Below are 16,948 nucleotides of genomic sequence, written 5' to 3'. Positions count from 1 at the left end.
CATAAACTATATCAATTACGATTTTCTGGCAGGGTTTTTTCATATTTTTCAATATTAATTGCTAAATCATAAAAGAATTTATCTGGATCTCCTATGAAGGAATATCCTAAAGAGCTATAAGTCTTTATGACGTAATTGTTAATGGATAGCATGTCGAATTTTTTTCTAATCCTACAAATGATATTATCAACTGTTCTTTTTGATGTGTTTTTATATGAATCTCTTGTATGAAGAGACAGAGATTCCCTGCTAACGACTTTCCCCTTATTTTCTATGAGTTCGCTTAGTATTTTATCCTCACTTGGAGTAAAATATTTATAAAACTTTTCAAAAACAAAGATTTTATTATTATTATTATTATTATTGTTTTTGTTTATTGGATTGTTTTGAATATTATGGTTTTGGTGATCTGCAGAACTTCTATTTTTTTCAATTAGTTTCTCAATCCGTAGATTTAGATCTATTGCTCCTATTGCTGAGACGACACAGTCGTCTGCTCCTATCCTAAGTAAATCCACAACAAATAACTCATCATATGATCCTGATATAGCTAAAATCGGGATGTCAGTTATCAATTTTATCTCTGGAATGATTTTAATTATATTATAAGAATAATTTTCTGAATAAAATATGCAAATATCGAAATTTATTTCGCCTTCTTTTTTTTCAAACAATAAACTAAATATGGTTTCGTCGTCTCCAACTAAAAAAGGCGCAAGATAAATCTTTTTGTATTTAAATTTCTCTATTATGTTTTGGTCATACGATATGACGAATATTAAATATTGATGATCATATTTTTTATTTTTATATATATTGAAATCATTTTTCATCTTTGAGTTTTCTCACTCGAATATTTGTTTAATAAGTTTGTGGAAATTTTTATTTATGTTTTTCAAGATCCAACAAGAGGTGTCGCCGGACCAATTACAATAAAAAATCCTTTTATTTTGGATTTTTCATTTTTATAATCATCCCTCCTTGCCTATCCGGTTGTTACCCACACCCACTAAATGTAGGGTGTGTCCATTCCCCGGAATAAAGCTCGTCAAAGGTTGGTGCGGCTGCCCTACCCGCGATTCCGAGCAGCGAGCGGAACGCGTTGAAGGGATAGAGGCGCCGGTTGAACCGAAACGTGAATTCATTGAGGTAGGCTTGTAGATGTTTGGCGCTGACCCCGTGATGGATGCCGTTGATCCAGGTCTTCAGGTTGGTAAAGACCAAGTGGACGATCGGCAGGAATTCTTCTGCCACCTCCGGGTCGCCGCATTCGGCGATTGCATGGTGGTCGAACCCGCGCCTTCCGAGACCGGCATAGCCGCTCCAGTCGTCGGTAACGATCAGCGATCCGGGAGCAACGGCGTTTTCGACGAATCCGCAGAGCGAATTGGCGCTACGGTCGGGGACAACAGCGAGACGAACGCGTCCCGCGTAGCGACCGTCTTTCCGATTGTCGAGCTTGGTTCCCGGTTTCCGGTGGCGCACCTCCACGGCACAGGCGACGAGAACCTTGTGATGGACACCCCGTCCATCGCCTCGGGTTCGTCCTCCAACCCACGTTTCATCCACTTCGACGTGTTCTTGCGGCGTGTCGCCAATCTTGTCGCGCTCGGGGCGCACCATCCCGGCGCGCAGCTTATGAAGGATGCCGAAGGCGGTCTCGTAGCGCGACAGGCCGAGTTGCCGCTGAAATTGGACGGCCGACATTCCGGGCGTCTGGCTGGCGATCAAGTAAGCCGCCCAGAACCAAGTCGACAGCGGCGTGTGACTGCGTTCCATAACGGTCCCAGCCATCAGGCTTACGTCTTTGCGACAGGCCCGGCAGCGCAGAACGCCCGGGCGCGCCTCGAAACGGAACGGCTCGCCAACGACGCCGCACCTTGGGCAGGCGAACCCTCCATTCCAGCGGGCGCTTTCGAGATAGGCGGCACAGGCCGCGTCGTTCGGGAAAATACGCTGGAATTCCGGCAGAGACTGCGGGAACGGCAGGTCTTCACGGGCCAGGACATCCATGCCCAACACTAGATCTAGTAGGTATGGGAGTCAACCGGATAGGCAAGCATCCCTCTTTTCCGGAGAATTTGCTTTGGTGGGATTTACACAAAAATGCATATATGATGCACCATACTGATGGTGGCACTCCAATACTGTGCCCGGCACTGAAACAGTTTGGGGTTGCGTCGGAAATGAGTGAGCTTGTGCAAAAGTGGCAGCCCCAAAGCTGATGACGGCCACAATGGCGACCCGTTGGGGGAGCCCAATCCTTGTCCATGTCAACATCGACTATGCCCTATCGTAAAGATGCTTTTGACGCCTGCGCTTACGTCAGGGACGAACTTATCTATCATCTTTATATGAAAATATTCATGATATGTAAAATATCTTGTCATGAAATCGAAAATCTACGGCTGATGGTCCTGCGATCTACCTGGAGCGTGTCTCGAAGGAATGATTGCGTCCCAGATTCGGCATTATGGAACTTCCTGGCAAGTCGCCGCGAAGTCGTCACATAGACACCGCACAGGCCGCCGGCGAACTCCAGAGCCCGCCCCATAGACTGTCAAATCAACGCGCCACAAGCTCGCCAGGATGGCAGGCACGAATCCTTTCTCTCGGCTCTTTCACCAGTCGCATGATTGCTGGCTGCCCCTGGTCGCCTTTCGCCGCGGGGAGTGTCGCGTCTGGTGTGGTGCAGACGAGAAAATGGCGACCCCATGGGCCGGGGTCGCTGAGTGGCAGATCGCTAAACGCTGAGACGATTGGAAAGGCAACCCAAAAGCCTTGTCCGGAGTTTGACATGCGTTTTCCAGCCCTGATTTCAAGGCGATATTACGCTCTCGTGTCATGGCGGCAGACTGGCCGCCGCCCCACATCACCTCTCAAAACATGCATATTGCAGCCCCGCCAAACCGGGCCATATCGGACCGTGAAGCGGAAAGCGATCTCCGCTGAGGTTCGCTCCCAATCTCTTAACTTGGCGGCCTTAAAGGCCGCCATTTTCTTTTTGGCATTCATCACGGTCGATCCTGGGCTTCGTACCAGATACGGAGAATCCGCACCGTATCGGATGACGTATCGACCTCATACACGATCAGATACGGCCACACCGCCACCAGTTCCCGGGTGCCGGCGGCCAAGCCCAAGCGGCCCCGGGCGGGAAACAGTGCCAGGCTGTCGCCGGCGAGCACCAGTCCACGCAGAACGCTTGAGGCTGCGTTCGGGTTGAGCAGTTCGAGATAAGCAACAATGACATCACGATCTTCCAGGGCAAGCTGATGCCATTCGACCTGCATGCTCAGTGACCAGCGATCGCCAGATTCAGCCGCTTGATCTCGCGCAGGAGATCGGCTCGCACCTGCTCATGCGGCACAGCCGGCCGGAGATCGGCCCGGGCTTCAGCGACGGCGGCATCGAGGAGCCGCCGCTCGGCATCGAGTTCAAGATCGATCTGGAGAACGGTCCGGTTCATAACGATAGTGTGATCACCTATCCTGGAACTTCAGGGAGCAACTCCTTTGTTCGTTTTATGTTCTGATCTTGTCCGTGTCGATACTTTCCTAATGGAGAGGGAAGGTTACACCAAAGGATAGTGAAGGCGGCCCGAAGTATACAGGTGGTGGCGCATATACCACCGGCGGCGGCGGAGGAGGAGGCGGTGGCGGCGGCGGCACATATATGACTGGCGGGGGAGCATAATACACAACAGGCGGTGGAGGGGGGGGGCCTGGATACCACCATCCCCAAGGCCTGTGCGGGCCGTGCGCCCAGGGCGGTGGTCCGGGTGCGTGGCCCCAGCCTGGAGGTGGAGGACCATGAGGACCGCCGGCCCATGGTGGCGGTCCTGCTATCGCGATCGATGTAGAACCAGCGATGGCTAGGGTGAAGAGGCTGACAATGAGTCCAATGTGCTTGGCTTTCATGATTTTCATCCCCCTGCAAGAGGGGCAGTTTGCACATGAATTATGGCGCGTTTTTGTTGGTCCGATCGGTGACGACGAGATCGCCGAGACGATCCGCCTGACGCTGGAGACAACGCCGCCCGGGGCGACGCACTGGTCGCTCCGTTTGATGGCCAGGGCGGTCGGCTACGTGCCATCCACCATCCATCGCATCTGGTGCGCTTTCGGCCTGCAACCCCACCGGAGCGAGACGTTCAAGCTCTCCAACGATCCCCTCTTCGTCGAGAAGGTCCGTGACATTGTCGGCCTCTACATGGCGCCGCCTGAACGGGCGCTGGTGCTGTGTGTCGACGAGAAATCGCAGATCCAGGCGCTTGACCGTACGCAACCACTGCTGCCGATGCGCCCCGGCCAGATCGAGCGCCGAACCCACGACTACACCCGGCATGCCGAACCTCGCTGTTCGCCGCGCTCGACATCGCCACCGGTGCGGTCATCGGCCGCTGCTACCCCAAGCACCGTTCCAGCGAGTTCAGGAAGTTCCTCGACCAGATCGAGGCCAACGTGCCGAGCAACCTCGACGTCCATCTGGTGATGGACAACTACGCCACCCACAAGACCAAACCGATCCGCGATTGGCTCGCCAAGCGCCCGCGCTGGCATGTCCACTTCACCCCCACCGGAGCATCCTGGAGTAACCAAGTCGAGCGCTTCTTCGCCTTGGTGACCGAAAAGCAGATCAGACGCGGCGTCCACCGCTCAACCCAGCAGCTGGAAAGCGATATCCGCGCCTTCATCGACGCTCATAACGCCGATCCCAAAGCCCTTCCGCTGGACCAAGTCCGCCGACAACATCCTCGCCGCTATCCAGCGCTTCTGCCAGCGCTCAAGCCAAATCGGAGAAACTACAGAATCAGGACACTAGCTGGCCCGGGTTGCCTAACCAGGCGAATCCGCAGGTATCGGTGTTTTCGTCATCCTGCTCGTAACGTCGCGGCCGACCTCCGCGCTGAACCGGGCGATCGGTGCCGGTCGGCCGATCAGGTAGCCCTGCAGCAGCGAGCATCCTGCCTCTCGCAGCATGGCGGCCTGTTCCTTGGTTTCCACCCCTTCCGCGACCACCGAGACGTCGAGCGCGCGGCCGAGCCCGAGCACCGCCATCACGATCGCTTCCGCCTCGCCGAGCCGTCCGAGATCATTGACGAAGGAGCGGTCGAGCTTGATCTTGTCGAAGGGGAACATCCGCAGCGTCGCCAGCGAGGAATAGCCGGTGCCGAAATCGTCGAGCGAGATCGTCACCCCGAGCGCCCGGATCCGCGCGAGCACCTCGGTCGCCGCCTCGGCATTGGCGAGCAGCAGCGACTCGGTCACCTCGAGTTCGAGCCGCCCGGCCTCCAGACCGGTCTCCTCCAGCACGGTGGCGACAAGATCGGGCAGCCCGCCGTCCTGGATCTGCAGCGCCGAGATATTGACGGCGACGCGCAGCTTCGCCGGCCAGCCCGCCGCCTCGCGGCACGCCTCGCGCAGCACGAAGCGGCCGATCTCGATGATACTGCCCGACTCCTCGGCGATCGGGATGAACGTGGCCGGCGAGATCTCCTCGCCGTTCCACCGCCAGCGTACCAGCGCCTCGAACCCGACGACCCGGTCGGACGCGATCTCGAACAGGGGCTGGTAGTGCACCGCCATTTCGCCTCGCTCGCAGGCGCCGCGCAGTTCCGCCTCCATCCGCCGACGGGCGAGCTGGGCCTCGTTGATCTCGGTGTTGAAGAAGGCGAAGCCGTTCCGTCCGGTCGACTTCACCTGGTAGAGCGCCATGTCGGCATGCGAGAGCAGGGCCTCGGCGGTCGTGCCGTCATCTGGCGCCAGCGCGATGCCGATCGAGACCGTCGCCGCCAGCGCGCGCGCGCCGGTCTCGGCGAGCCGCGCGCTCACCGCCCCGACCAGCCGCCCGGCCAGCGCCCCGGCGTCCCGCGCATCGCCGATCCCGGTCTGCAGGACGACGAATTCGTCGCCGCCGATGCGGGCGATCATGTCGCTTTCCCGCGCTTCCTGCCGCAGGCAGGTGGCGAGATCGACCAGCAGCCGGTCGCCCGCGGCATGGCCGAACAGGTCGTTCACCGTCTTGAATCGGTCGACATCGATGACATGGACCGCGAATTTCGTACCCTGCCGGCGGCCGGCCTCGAGTTCCCCTTCGAGTTGCTCGTGCAGCCGTCTCCGGTTGGCGAGCCCGGTCAGCGGGTCGTGCTCGGCGAGATAGCGAATGCGCTCGGTCGCCCGCCGGCGCTCGGAGACGTCCTGGGTGATCACGAGATACCCCGAGAGCCCGCCCTCGTCGCGCAGGGCGGCGACCTCGGTGCGGAACCAGGCCTCGCCATCCGCCGCCAGCCATTCGAGCGTCCCGCCATCGCCCTGGAACAGGGCGGCCATCGCGGCGCGACAGCCGGGGCCCACGCGGTCGAGGAACCACGCGGTCCCCCGCAGCGGCGCGGCCGCCGCATCCGGCAGGCCCGCCGCGGTGCCGACCGGCACGACCTCTTGGTCGGGCAACACCAGTTGCCAGGCCGAAAGCCGTGCGATGCGCTGCACGTTGTCGAGTGCCCCGGCATAGGCCCGGCTGCGCTCCACCGCGCGCTGGGCGGTCTCCAGCATGAAATTCGCGAGCAGCGACAGTTTCTGGACCGTCAGGTCCGCGCTCGCCGTCCGCAGCCGCACCGACAGGTCGCCGGAGACAACGCCACACATCGCCTCGCACAGGGCCTCGACCGCGGCGCGATCGAGCGTTTCGGCCTGATCCATGCGCGTCAGGCCGCCAGCGCCGGTTTTAGCCTCACCTCGATGATCGCGGCGGCCGAGTCGACATCGCCGTCGAGAAAGCTGATCTCGGCCACCTCGCCCCTGCGGGCGGCGAGGCAGCGGGCGAGCGCGCAGTAGAAATAGCCGAGCCGGTTCGACGAGCGGTAATGCATCCGCACCCCGTCCGGCAGCGCCTCGACCCTGAACTTGTCGGCCACCTTTCGCTGCCCGCTGGCCCGCAGCCCACAGGCAAGGCTGCTATGGATCTCCGGTTGCAGCAGGAGAAAGCCGCGCGTATCCGGCGCAACCTTGAAAAATCCCGAGAAGGTGCGTTCCGCCCAGTCGAGGAAGAACGCCGAGATCTCATCGAATACGGCCTCGGTTGTCGTGCCGGTTTCCGCGGCGATCGCATCGACCAGCGCGCAACAGGCCTCGTCGTCATATTCCGTATCGAGCCGGAAGGTCTGCCCGTCCGGAAATCCCGCGCGCCCGAGAATTCCCGCCCTGGCCTCAGGCGGAACGCGGGTCCTGAGATACTGATCGATCGTATGAGGAATGATGCCCAGCATTCGATCCCTATCGCACGAAATACTTGATTTATGGTTACCTAGTCGCCTGTGAACTATGTGATCTGGCGGTGGGCGAAGCCGAGGCTTGGTGAGCGGTTTGTGGCAGAGAGCCATGCGACGAGGGCACAAAGAAGCCTGATCAGCCATCTGCGGAGGAGGCGGAGGTTGTGGCCGACGCCGGCGAGGACGGCGTTGATGGCATCACCGTCGACGCCGAGCAGGAAGTTTCGCCCCAGATGGCCATCGGTCTTCATTTGGCCGATGACGGGTTCGATGGCTGTGCGTCGGCGCAACTCGCGGCGGATGGTGGGGGTGATGCCGCGTTTCTGGCGGGAGATGAAGATCCTTCTGCCCTCGGCTTCGACGCTGTGGCCGCGATAGCCGCGGTCGACATAGCCCGGGTTCGCGGTCATGAGGCAGACGTGAGGAAAGTCTGTCTATTTTCCGATGGATTTTCGATACGGAATCGGGGCGTGTATCTATGAGGTGGCGTTGGCCTGCGGCGGCTCGATGACTGTGAGCAGCTTCTTTGGCTTTGATATTCCAAGGTTTTTGAGGGTCTCGGCAGCTTCGGGGCTGATTTTCGTGCGCTGAACAATAGTCCGGCCGGCGATCTGATAGCGGACCGCCTTGAGGCCGGCCAGGATGTGGGCGATCCGCGCCCAGGGAAGGCCGCAGCGCAACTCCGCCGAGCGCTGTATCTGCAGGGCAAGGACGCAGAGCCTGACATGCGCCTCGATCCGGCGCGGGCTCCAGTGATACATCGGCCGGACCTCGAGCCCGGTCTGCTTCATCCGCCGGAAGCAGGCTTCGATGATGGTTCCGCCTTTGTAGCCGAGGGCGACGTCCTCGGTGGACAGCGTGTCGTCGTTGGTGATCACGACGAACTTGCCGTCGAAGCGGGCGGCATGGGCGATCTTTCCGGAATCCAGATGCGGCCTGCCGGCCGCATCCGTGCTCAGGTAGCGGCCGTAGCGGCGCGAGGTGAGCAGCGCGCAGGCGGCCTTGGGATGCTCGGCATCTCGGGCGGCGAGCAACGCCAGTTCGGCGCGCAGGCCGGCCAGAACCTCGTCGCGATGCTGGCGCTGCCGCTCGGCTTCCTCAGGGTTCAGGCAAAGAACGTAACGCTTGCGCCGCTCACCGTCGCCGACCACGACCTCCTTGGCCTGAAGATTGTCGGCAACCTTCCGATAGCGCCCCGGTCGGGTCAGAACCGCCTCATCCACATCGCGCAGCCGGCGCATCGGCACCGCCAGGATGTAGCGGCCGAGCCCCTTGCTCAGCGCCATCAGATTGTCCGCCGAATACATGCCAGCGTCGCCGACGAACAGGCAGCGCCCAAGGTTCCAGGCGCGCAGATCCTCCTTGATCCGCGCCACCGTCGCGACATCGGCGGTGTCGCCCGGCAGCACCCAGGAGCGAACCGGCATGCCGTCCCGTGTCACCGCCATGGCGATGATCACCTGCGGCTGATTGTCGCGTCCCTCCTTGCTGTGGCCGCGCCGGCGCAGCGGGGCGAACAGCCGCCCGGCCCAGACTTGCTCGGTCTCGTCGGCCTCGTCGATCTCGAAATAGGCCGTCGTGGTGTCATAGAAGATCAGATCGACATCGAGGCGGAACAGGTCGGCGGCCCGCAGGAACACCGCCCGCTCGATCGCGTCGGCCCAGACCGCCAGAACATCGAGGGCGCGGTAGAGGTGGTCGACCGTCAAACCAGTCGCCTCCGGCAGCCAGGCAGTGTCGGTGAGCCACCGCTCCGCGCAGGCACGCTTCGAGCCCGGATCATCGAGCCGGTTCGCCGCCATCGCGAACAACGCTGCCTCATGCGGGGCGGTGAGTTCGGCCTTGCTCAGGCAATCCCTGACCGGCGGGCCGATGCCGAGTTCCTCCCACAGATGCCGCGCTGTCAACGGAATGCCGAACTCGAAGGCGGCGTCGATCTCGATATCGGGCGGCGCGGTGCCTGCCGGCGCGCCATCACCGACCTGCTCGTCATCGCCCAGCACACGGTTGATGCTGCGCACCAGCCGCTCGAGAGCGGCGCGATCGAGTTGATCCGCACGGCCGAAACTGTGGATCACCTGGGTCTCCGACCGCTTGCTGTCGGTGTTCCAGACGTTCTCCGCGAGCCCATAGTAGCGGACCGTGGAGCCGTCGCGGTTCCGGCGCTGGGTGACACGCAGATACATGCCTATCGAATAGCGTATCTCGTCAGGTTATAAAAGACATAAGGCCGAGAGTCGTGTGTCTATGTGTTGGCGCAGATTCCGCCCACTCCACGATCATTCAATCCAATCAATTCAACCACTTGCCCAAGCCACACACAGCCAAATCTGCCTCATGACCGCGAACACGGGCCCAGCACGCCTCCATCGCTATCACGCAAGGCGGCAACTCCTTCGTGAACGTCACCACGGTCTCCGGTCGCATCCGCCGCCGTTTGATCACCGCACCAGTCCCATCCAGTCCCGCAAGGCTGCAGCTGTTCTTGCCCAGATCAATCCCTAAAACCGCGATCTCTGTCTTCATTGCCTGCCTCCCTTTCTTCCGTTGGCCCCCAGCAGATTACTCTACAAGGGGGAAGGGGCGGGCCATTCCATAAAATTGCGCGCTGTCGGGCGGCTCTCTATATCTCGCGCAACCGACGAAGGATCCGCCCAATGAGCCTGCAAAACCCTGTCTTCATCCCCGGGCCGACGAATATTCCCGAAGTGATCCGCAAGGCGTGCGACATGCCGACCGTGGATCACCTGTCGCCGGCTTTTGCGCCGATCCTGAAAGCGGCGCTCGCCGGCTGCCGCGGCGTGATGAAGGCGGAGCGTGGCGAAATCTTCATCTTCCCCTCGACGGGAACCGGCGGGTGGGAAACCGCGATCTCCAACACGCTCAGCGCCGGCGACACCGTCCTCGCCGCCCGCAACGGAATGTTCAGCGACCGCTGGATCAAGATGTGCCGGCGCTTCGGCCTCGAAGTCATCCAGATCGACGTGACATGGGGCGAGGGGATTCCACTTCCCCGCTTCGCCGAGCTCCTGCACGAGGACAAAGCGGGCCGGATCAAGGCCGTGCTCGCCACCCATAACGAAACCGCGACCGGCGTGGTCTCCGACATTGCCGGCCTGCGCCGGGTGGTGGATGAGGCCAGCCATGATGCGCTGCTCCTCGTCGATGGTGTCAGCTCGATCGGCTCGATGCCGTTCGAATTTGATGACTGGCGCGTCGACGTCGCGGTGACCGGCTCGCAGAAGGGCTTCATGCTGCCCCCTGGCCTCGCCATCACCGCCTTCAGCGAGAAGGCCCTCGCGGCCAGCCGGGATGCTAAACTCCCGCGTAATTTCTTCAATATCGACGACATGCGGGCCACCAACGTCGCGAACGGGTATCCCTACACGCCGCTGGTCGGACTTTTGAACGGGCTCGCGCTGTCGAGCCGGATGCTGCTCGATGAAGGGCTAGACAACGTCTTCGCCCGCCACGCCCGGATCGCCAATGGCGTGCGTGCTGCGGTCGCCGCTTGGGGCCTGGCACCGTGCGCCGCAGCATCCGAGCTCTATTCGAACTCGGTCACCGCCATTCGCGTCCCACACGGGTTCGACCCCGCGCGCATCGTCACCCACGCCGCCGAGCGCTACGGCATGGCATTCGGTGCTGGGCTCGGCGATGTCGCCGGCCAGGTCTTCCGCATCGGTCATCTCGGCATGCTCACCGATGCGATGGCGCTCTCTGGCCTTGCCGTTGCCGAGATGTGCATGGCCGATCTCGGCCTCGACATCCGCCTCGGCGCAGGCGTCGCCGCTGCCCAGGCGCTCTACCGACATGGCTGCGAGCAGATGAAGGCGGCTGCCGACTGACAGCGACGTCCTCCGCGGCGTTGTTCGAGACGAACGCCGGGTCATTCCGCTGAACCGTATAGGTTTCAGCTGCTCCCCAGGGCGCACCACCGGTCGAGGTAGTCCCTACTCCGGCCTGCCTGCCTGACGGATCCGATCGAGGCTGATCCTGGTCTCGCGGATCGCGGCATCGGCTGCCGCCATGGCCTCTTCCAGATCGCTGAAGTCGAACGCGAGCCGGGGCAGGACGCCACCGGAGGGCGCCGGCGGAAGCTCGGCGGGCGGCGCGGGCTGCGGCATTTCGGGTTCGATCCGGGGCCGCCCCCTTCCCCGCCCCGGCTGCGGCCGGCGCGGCGGCGCCACGTAGTCGCGCATCCGGCCCATGCCCGACAGGCCGAAGAGCCGTCGCTTGCTGCGGTGGGTCAGCTCGACGACCAGCCCGGCTTCGAGCAGCTCGCCGAGCAGGGTGTGGGCGTTCGCCACGTTCATGCCGAGCCGTTCGGCGAGCGATTTCGCGGAGATGATCGGGGTTGCCGCCAGGATATCGATCGCCATGGCGGCCCGGCTGTTCTTGCGCCGCTTGCCGATCGAAGCGCGTGCGACCTGCCAGGCCCGATCGAGATCGCGGATGAGGTCCTGGGCTGCCGCGGCCTCGTTCGCCAGTGCATGGAGCAGAAGCGGGATCCAGCTCTCCCGGTCAAAGGGAAGGTCGCCGCCGAGGGCCTGCGGTCCGGTGATCGGCACCGGAAGGTGCAGCAGCCCGCTCTGACGCCAGAAGCGGATCAGTGCGCCCCGCAATGGAGCTCGTCTCCCGCCCCCGGCCAGCCAGGCATGGGCCGCGTGCGCCGCGCCGAGCAGCGGGGAGGCGCGCGCGACATCGCGCTCGATCGCCTTCATCGCCACCTGGATCTCACCCTCCTGATCAAAATCGGGCTCGACGATCCACTGGTGCATCGAGAACGCGTGGCGGGCCGCATCGAAGATGTCACCCCGCTCGGCGAGGCTCAACCATGGGTCCATACGGAGCCGAACCCCCTCGAGCAGGGCCGCGAGATGCCACGGCTCGATCATCTGCCCATCTACCATCGCCTGGCGGCGCACCGCATCGAGGCGAAACCGGTAGAGGAAGGCGCCGCGGAGCGGGTGCATCGAGAGGGCCTGGTCGAGCCGGGCAAACGCTCCGGCCGCCCGCTCGAGGGCGATCATCAGAAGCTGCTGGGCCGGCATTTCAGGGGGAGCCATGAAGTGCCTTGGCCCCGCCGTCCCGGCCGGGCTGATGGTGAGGGAGCGTCAGCATTTCGCGGACATGGTCGACCGTCTGCCGTCCATGCGCGACCTCGCCATCACCGCCCCGACCTGACAGGCGCGGCACGCCGGCCACCTTGTGCCGATCGTCTCGACCGGACCGCCCGACGAGTGGCCATGGAGCAAAACCCCGAACCGCCGCGGGCACGCCGATTTTGCTCCGGCCCCTGATGGAGGAAAGGAATCGGGCCTGGGTTGGGCGGAACGCTAGGAAAATCCTCGAACGGAAAATCAATATCCTGATCCATAAGTTTGCTCCAGTTACCTTATAGCACGAAACAACCGTCTTTTTCAGCGGGCGATCGGGATTTTTTGACTGGTTTCCTGATAAACATGGTTGTCGCTACTACAGAAATTTCATAGGATTCCGGGCGCAGAACCGACCGAACCGCGCTCAGGAGAGGCCCCAAGTGCCCGACAACACCGAATTCGCACCGCAAGACCGCCCCGACGCGCCATCGGCCGGCAGCCTGGTGCCCTCCCCTCCTCCGCTGGCCGGAGACGGGCACGCGGTCCGGCGCTGGTTCAGCGAGATCGAGGACGAACCGGTCCCGGTGGCCGATGGCACGCTCGCCGGCGCCCGCAGCGCCGCCAGCGCCTATGCCCGCCGGGCCAAGGCGGACAACACCAGGCGGGCCTACCGCGCGGCCGTGCGCGTCTGGTGCCTCTGGTGCGACCGCCACGGGCTGACGCCCCTCCCCGCCTCCGGTGCTGATGTCGCCGCCTTCCTCGCCGATGAGCGCGGCCGCGGCGTCTCGACCGAAACCCTCAAGCTCCGGCGCGCCGCGATCCGCTACCTGCATCGCCTCGCCGGCTGCCCGGTGCCCACCGATGATGCCTGCGTCGCCGAGACCATGGCGGGCATCCAGCGTGACGCCGCCTCCCGTGGCGAGATCCGCCGCAAGAAGGTGGCGGCGACAGCGACGGTGATCCGCCGACTTCTGGCGGCGATCGGCGATACCGAGCTGACTGACCTGCGCGACCGCGCGCTGATCCTGGTCGGCTTCGCCGGCGCGCTGCGGCGCTCGGAACTCGCCGGCATCAGGATCGAGCACCTGACACCGTCAGAGCGGGGGCTCCGCCTGACCCTGCCGCAGACCAAAGGAAGCCAGGCCGAGGCGGTCACCGTCGCCCTGCCCTACGGCGATACCGAACTTTGTCCGGTGCATGCCCTTGAGCGCTGGCGGGTCGCCGCGGGGCTGCAGCGGGGCCCGTTGTTCCGCCGGATCTGGTCACCGCCATCCGGCCGCAAAGGGCGCGAGCGGACCGCGCCGCCTGGGCCGGTCATTGGCGAGCAGGCCCTCACCCCGCAAAGCGTGGCCCTGATCATCCAGCGCCGGGCCATGGCGGCCGGGTTCGGCCGGCGCGACCTGGGCGGACACAGCCTCAAGCGCGGGGCACTCACCACCGGGATGGAGCGCGGCGTGCATCCGGCGCGCCTGAAGCGGCTCGGCCGCCACAAGAGCTATGACGTGCTCGGGGAGTACCTGGAGTTCGGCGACCTGTTTGACGGACACCCGCTGGATGGGGTGCTCTAGGTCCATCGGACTCAGTTTCAGGCCAATCCGGATCACCTGCAGGCGCAAAGTGCCCTTGCCTGCTGTGCTGCGCCTACCAGACCAGCCCTGGCATCGAGCTAGCGGCACTCGAAGCGCATTTCGCGTACTCGTCACTGAACCTCTTCGTCCACCGGTCGGAGTGATACAGGGACTATAGCCGCGTCCACGTACGTGACCAGGTCGAGCAGATCGATGAGCGGATCATCGGGATCCTGAACTAGTTCAGGATCTCGTTCGCCCGGGTTTCGATTGAACACGGCGACCGGCAGGCTGTTGCGATGGTTCTCGAGCAGGCACGGCGGGCTGCGTATGCGCAGGGACTGCCGATGGAGAGCGAACCATCGCTAGGCACATAGACGGAGCTCCCGGGGCGTTCTTGAGGCCGCCAGTGCAATCAGCTTATTGTCGCCTACGAGAGTGCCGATAAGGCAAGGACGCCTTAGAAGGCGGACATCTCCGTATATTCCTCCCCTCCCCTTTGACGGACATCCGTCTTGATGTCTCATTATCTTATCGCGAGTGTAGCCTTGTCAGCTGACAAGTTCGCGGCGAGGAGTGACTCTATCCGTTCTGGAAGGTGGGCACGGGCTGCGCAAATACACAATTTTCCTGATTTTGTTTATCGGACCGGAGGCATGGTGCCGCGCTCCCTCAAGCGCCTTGTCATCTGACAAGGTTTATCCGGTGCGATAACACCAGCTGACGAACATTGGAAACAATGGGCGCGCCGTTGGTCTGACTCGGTCAGGGGTTGGATCAGCCTTTTTTGGACCGGTTGGACGCAACTTGCCGCTCATAGGCATCAGCGAGTTCTGCGAGTGCGCTTCGAATAAATTCCCGAAGCGGCGCAGCATGATCCTTGCTAAACCGAATGGTGACGCTGGATCCGGAAAAACTTGCCGTGCCAATTCGAACATCTTTCGAGGTCAGAAGATCGATCTCGTCAGACGACTTCAAATGCTCTGCCTGAAGCGTCGCCATGGCGAGGCTAAAGCGCTCGTTCGACGAGGTCGGGGCCTTGTCACCTGACAAGGTTTGGCGAACGTCCGCTTCCCGGGATGGATCGGATTCCAGCGCTTTGGCAAGGTTGAGCCACCGGGGACGACCGATCTTGGGTGCACGACCGATGGTCTCGATGAGCTCGCGCGAAATCACGCGGGTCACCATCCGCATCTTCGAGAGTTCGGCGTCATCAATACTCAGCGCGCCTTTGATGTCGCGTGGATCTATCCTGCCGTCTTCCATCTTCCTGGCGAACGACGCACGCTCAATCCAGCTCAGATCCTGTCGGGACTCGTTTTCCAGTCCTTGCGTGATGATCAGTTCCCGGTCGTCCAGGTCGACAACGAACGCCCTGACTTTGACACCCAGATGCTGGGCGGCTCTCCAGCGACGGTGGCCATAGACGATCTGGTAGCGACCGGGCTTGGACGGGTGGGGGCGGACTTGAATCGGAAGCTTCTGTCCCTCGGCAGAAATTGAATCCACCAGGGCATTAAAGCCTTCCTGATCATCATCCGGCAGACGATCAGGGATCGGGGAGGGCTCCAAGATGGCCGGGTCCAACTCATCGGGGGCCATATTCGAAAGCCTGGCCCTGAGCTGGTCACGCTCCTCGCGGAGTTGGGAGATCGACCGCTCGGTGGCCGCGACAACGCCGGCCGGCATCCTGGGTGTGTGGTGAGATGCGGGGGAGAAAGACGGATTGTTTGGTTCGACCGGTTCCTTGTCGGGGCGCAGGGATTCGGAAAGCAGGTTGAAGCTGCCGACGATCGATCGTGATGGCTTCTTGCTCATTTGCGCCCCCAGGCCCTGTTGATCATCTCGAGGATCGCGAAATTGACGGCATCCATGGAATCCCGCGCACGCCGGTACGTGTCACGACCGACATCACCGGGTGCCAGTTCGTAGACGCTCTTTTTGTGTAGCCCGGCACTCTCTACCGCAGTGCTTTCGATCGCGGTCGGAATAAAGACGTCATCGGCGAAAAGGTGGCGCATCAACGAGACGATTTGCGTCTGCGGCTGGTCGTTAGGGTCATGTCGCGTGATCAGGTACTTGAGGAAGTCCTGCTGCAGGGCTGCGCCAGCACTACCGATCACACTGATCAGATCCCCCATCATCAAAAGGAACTGGGACATTGACATCATATCGAGCATCGCCGGATGAACCGTAACAATTAGCCCGGTGGCCGCACAGATGGCGCCAAGAGTCAGGAAGCCCAGTGATGGCGGCGTGTCGAGAATGACGATGTCATAGTCGTCTTCAACCTCGGCAATCGACATCCTGAGACGCTCGAAGAACAGAGCCGCTTCGCCGCCGTTGCTCTCAGCGAGAAGGCGGGGGGTCTCGTGCTCGTACTCCATGACTTCGATATTGCCAGGAATGAGATCGATCCCGGTAAAGTATGTCTTGCGCACGATCTCGCGCATCGGGCGCCTGTCTTCGCCGCTTCGCAGAGATGCGAAAATCGTCTCGTTGGCACCGACATCAAGTTCGGGCTGGGCACCGAACATTGCGGAAAGGCTGGCCTGGGGATCGAGATCGATCGCCAGCACCCGATAACCCTGCAGCGCCAGGTAGTGGCAGAGATGCGCGCTTGAGGTGGTCTTGGCCGAACCGCCCTTGAAATTCACGACTCCGAGGATCTGGAGGTGTTCGCCAGCGCGCCGGCGAGGTAGGTAGCGGAGAGCATCGTTCGGCTTCTGTGCGGCGAAGAACTGCCTGAGCTCGTTGACCTGCTCAAGCGTATAAGTCCGGTGGTTGTTTTCACGCCGCGAAGGGATCGGGCCCTTACCCTCAATCGACATCGTCCGCAGCGTCGATTCGGGGATAGACGTCAGTGACGAGACTTCATGCGTTGCAAACGGCCTGAGGGATTTCTGTGCCTCCGGTGGATACATGCGCTGTCGCAATACATGAAGTTGATTGGACAAAAGTGTCGCATGTCGGACGATTTTGTCAGGCGGCGACTCGATCTGGTCCAT

General features: G+C 61.4%; 12 protein-coding genes and 3 pseudogenes. 4 read left to right on the top strand and 11 right to left on the bottom strand.

Going from position 1 to position 16,948, the window contains the following annotated elements; translation table 11 throughout:
* Positions 1–11: 11 nt before the first annotated feature.
* From ACMV_RS20100 to ACMV_RS17210, 3 genes are all read right to left on the bottom strand, one after another.
* Positions 12–833, bottom strand: a complete 822-nt coding sequence (locus ACMV_RS20100; protein WP_013634871.1) for a response regulator transcription factor — start codon at positions 831–833, stop codon at positions 12–14.
* A 163-nt stretch (positions 834–996) separates the two neighbouring features.
* Complete coding sequence (locus ACMV_RS17215; RefSeq protein WP_007421341.1) at positions 997–2,013, bottom strand: IS1595-like element ISAcr1 family transposase; 1,017 nt, start codon at positions 2,011–2,013, stop codon at positions 997–999.
* Positions 2,014–3,014: 1,001 nt separating this feature from the next.
* Positions 3,015–3,293 (bottom strand): type II toxin-antitoxin system RelE/ParE family toxin, encoded by a 279-nt coding sequence (locus ACMV_RS17210; protein WP_007424933.1) that lies wholly within the window; start codon positions 3,291–3,293, stop codon positions 3,015–3,017.
* A gap of 5 nt (positions 3,294–3,298) precedes the next feature.
* Between ACMV_RS17210 and ACMV_RS20095 the strand changes: the two genes are divergently transcribed.
* A complete protein-coding gene (locus ACMV_RS20095; protein WP_007424934.1) occupies positions 3,299–3,535 on the top strand; it encodes a hypothetical protein in 237 nt (78 codons plus the stop codon).
* A 449-nt stretch (positions 3,536–3,984) separates the two neighbouring features.
* Positions 3,985–4,824 (top strand): annotated as a pseudogene (locus tag ACMV_RS20085) (IS630 family transposase); the annotation flags it as partial.
* 14 nt (positions 4,825–4,838) lie between these two features.
* Here ACMV_RS20085 and ACMV_RS17200 read toward each other — a convergent pair.
* The 5 genes and pseudogenes from ACMV_RS17200 to ACMV_RS17180 all read right to left on the bottom strand — a co-directional run.
* On the bottom strand, positions 4,839–6,701 hold the full coding sequence (locus ACMV_RS17200; RefSeq protein WP_013634868.1) for a putative bifunctional diguanylate cyclase/phosphodiesterase: 1,863 nt from the start codon (positions 6,699–6,701) through the stop codon (positions 4,839–4,841).
* A 5-nt stretch (positions 6,702–6,706) separates the two neighbouring features.
* Complete coding sequence (locus ACMV_RS17195; RefSeq protein WP_013634867.1) at positions 6,707–7,267, bottom strand: heme NO-binding domain-containing protein; 561 nt, start codon at positions 7,265–7,267, stop codon at positions 6,707–6,709.
* A 53-nt stretch (positions 7,268–7,320) separates the two neighbouring features.
* Positions 7,321–7,662 (bottom strand): annotated as a pseudogene (locus tag ACMV_RS17190) (IS5/IS1182 family transposase); the annotation flags it as partial.
* A gap of 84 nt (positions 7,663–7,746) precedes the next feature.
* Entirely contained in the window at positions 7,747–9,456 is a 1,710-nt protein-coding gene (locus ACMV_RS17185; protein WP_013634866.1) for an IS1634 family transposase, read from the bottom strand.
* 172 nt (positions 9,457–9,628) lie between these two features.
* Positions 9,629–9,796: pseudogene (locus tag ACMV_RS17180) on the bottom strand (IS110 family transposase); the annotation flags it as partial.
* Between the two features lie 131 nt (positions 9,797–9,927).
* Here ACMV_RS17180 and bhcA point away from each other — a divergent pair.
* Positions 9,928–11,118: an L-aspartate--glyoxylate aminotransferase BhcA gene (gene bhcA, locus ACMV_RS17175; RefSeq protein WP_013634864.1), complete on the top strand. Its 1,191-nt coding sequence runs from the start codon at positions 9,928–9,930 to the stop codon at positions 11,116–11,118.
* 105 nt (positions 11,119–11,223) lie between these two features.
* Here bhcA and ACMV_RS17170 read toward each other — a convergent pair whose 3' ends face one another.
* On the bottom strand, positions 11,224–12,303 hold the full coding sequence (locus tag ACMV_RS17170; RefSeq protein ID WP_231844542.1) for a hypothetical protein: 1,080 nt from the start codon (positions 12,301–12,303) through the stop codon (positions 11,224–11,226).
* Positions 12,304–12,812: 509 nt separating this feature from the next.
* Between ACMV_RS17170 and ACMV_RS17165 the strand changes: the two genes are divergently transcribed.
* Positions 12,813–13,940 carry a site-specific integrase gene (locus tag ACMV_RS17165; protein WP_013634862.1) on the top strand — a complete coding sequence of 376 codons (1,128 nt, stop codon included), beginning with the start codon at positions 12,813–12,815 and terminating at the stop codon, positions 13,938–13,940.
* A gap of 777 nt (positions 13,941–14,717) precedes the next feature.
* Here ACMV_RS17165 and repB read toward each other — a convergent pair.
* Both repB and repA read right to left on the bottom strand, forming a co-directional pair.
* A complete protein-coding gene (gene repB, locus ACMV_RS17160) occupies positions 14,718–15,758 on the bottom strand; it encodes a plasmid partitioning protein RepB (protein ID WP_007424907.1) in 1,041 nt (346 codons plus the stop codon).
* Positions 15,755–16,948 (bottom strand): plasmid partitioning protein RepA, encoded by a 1,194-nt coding sequence (repA, locus tag ACMV_RS17155; RefSeq protein ID WP_007424908.1) that lies wholly within the window; start codon positions 16,946–16,948, stop codon positions 15,755–15,757. The genes repB and repA overlap by 4 nt, the downstream gene beginning before the upstream one ends.

It is taken from the genome of Acidiphilium multivorum AIU301, assembly GCF_000202835.1.
Classification (GTDB): Bacteria; Pseudomonadota; Alphaproteobacteria; order Acetobacterales; family Acetobacteraceae; genus Acidiphilium; species Acidiphilium multivorum.
This window is presented reverse-complemented; position numbering and strand designations above follow the sequence as displayed.

Coding starts and splice junctions, on each gene's coding strand:
- ACMV_RS17170 (WP_231844542.1), bottom strand. CDS start 12,303: ATGATCGCCCTCGAGCGGGCGGCCGGAGCGTTTGCCCGGCTCGACCAG.
- repB (WP_007424907.1), bottom strand. CDS start 15,758: ATGAGCAAGAAGCCATCACGATCGATCGTCGGCAGCTTCAACCTGCTT.
- ACMV_RS17200 (WP_013634868.1), bottom strand. CDS start 6,701: ATGGATCAGGCCGAAACGCTCGATCGCGCCGCGGTCGAGGCCCTGTGC.
- repA (WP_007424908.1), bottom strand. CDS start 16,948: ATGGACCAGATCGAGTCGCCGCCTGACAAAATCGTCCGACATGCGACA.
- bhcA (WP_013634864.1), top strand. CDS start 9,928: ATGAGCCTGCAAAACCCTGTCTTCATCCCCGGGCCGACGAATATTCCC.
- ACMV_RS17210 (WP_007424933.1), bottom strand. CDS start 3,293: ATGCAGGTCGAATGGCATCAGCTTGCCCTGGAAGATCGTGATGTCATT.
- ACMV_RS17185 (WP_013634866.1), bottom strand. CDS start 9,456: ATGTATCTGCGTGTCACCCAGCGCCGGAACCGCGACGGCTCCACGGTC.
- ACMV_RS17195 (WP_013634867.1), bottom strand. CDS start 7,267: ATGCTGGGCATCATTCCTCATACGATCGATCAGTATCTCAGGACCCGC.
- ACMV_RS17215 (WP_007421341.1), bottom strand. CDS start 2,013: ATGGATGTCCTGGCCCGTGAAGACCTGCCGTTCCCGCAGTCTCTGCCG.
- ACMV_RS20100 (WP_013634871.1), bottom strand. CDS start 833: ATGAAAAATGATTTCAATATATATAAAAATAAAAAATATGATCATCAA.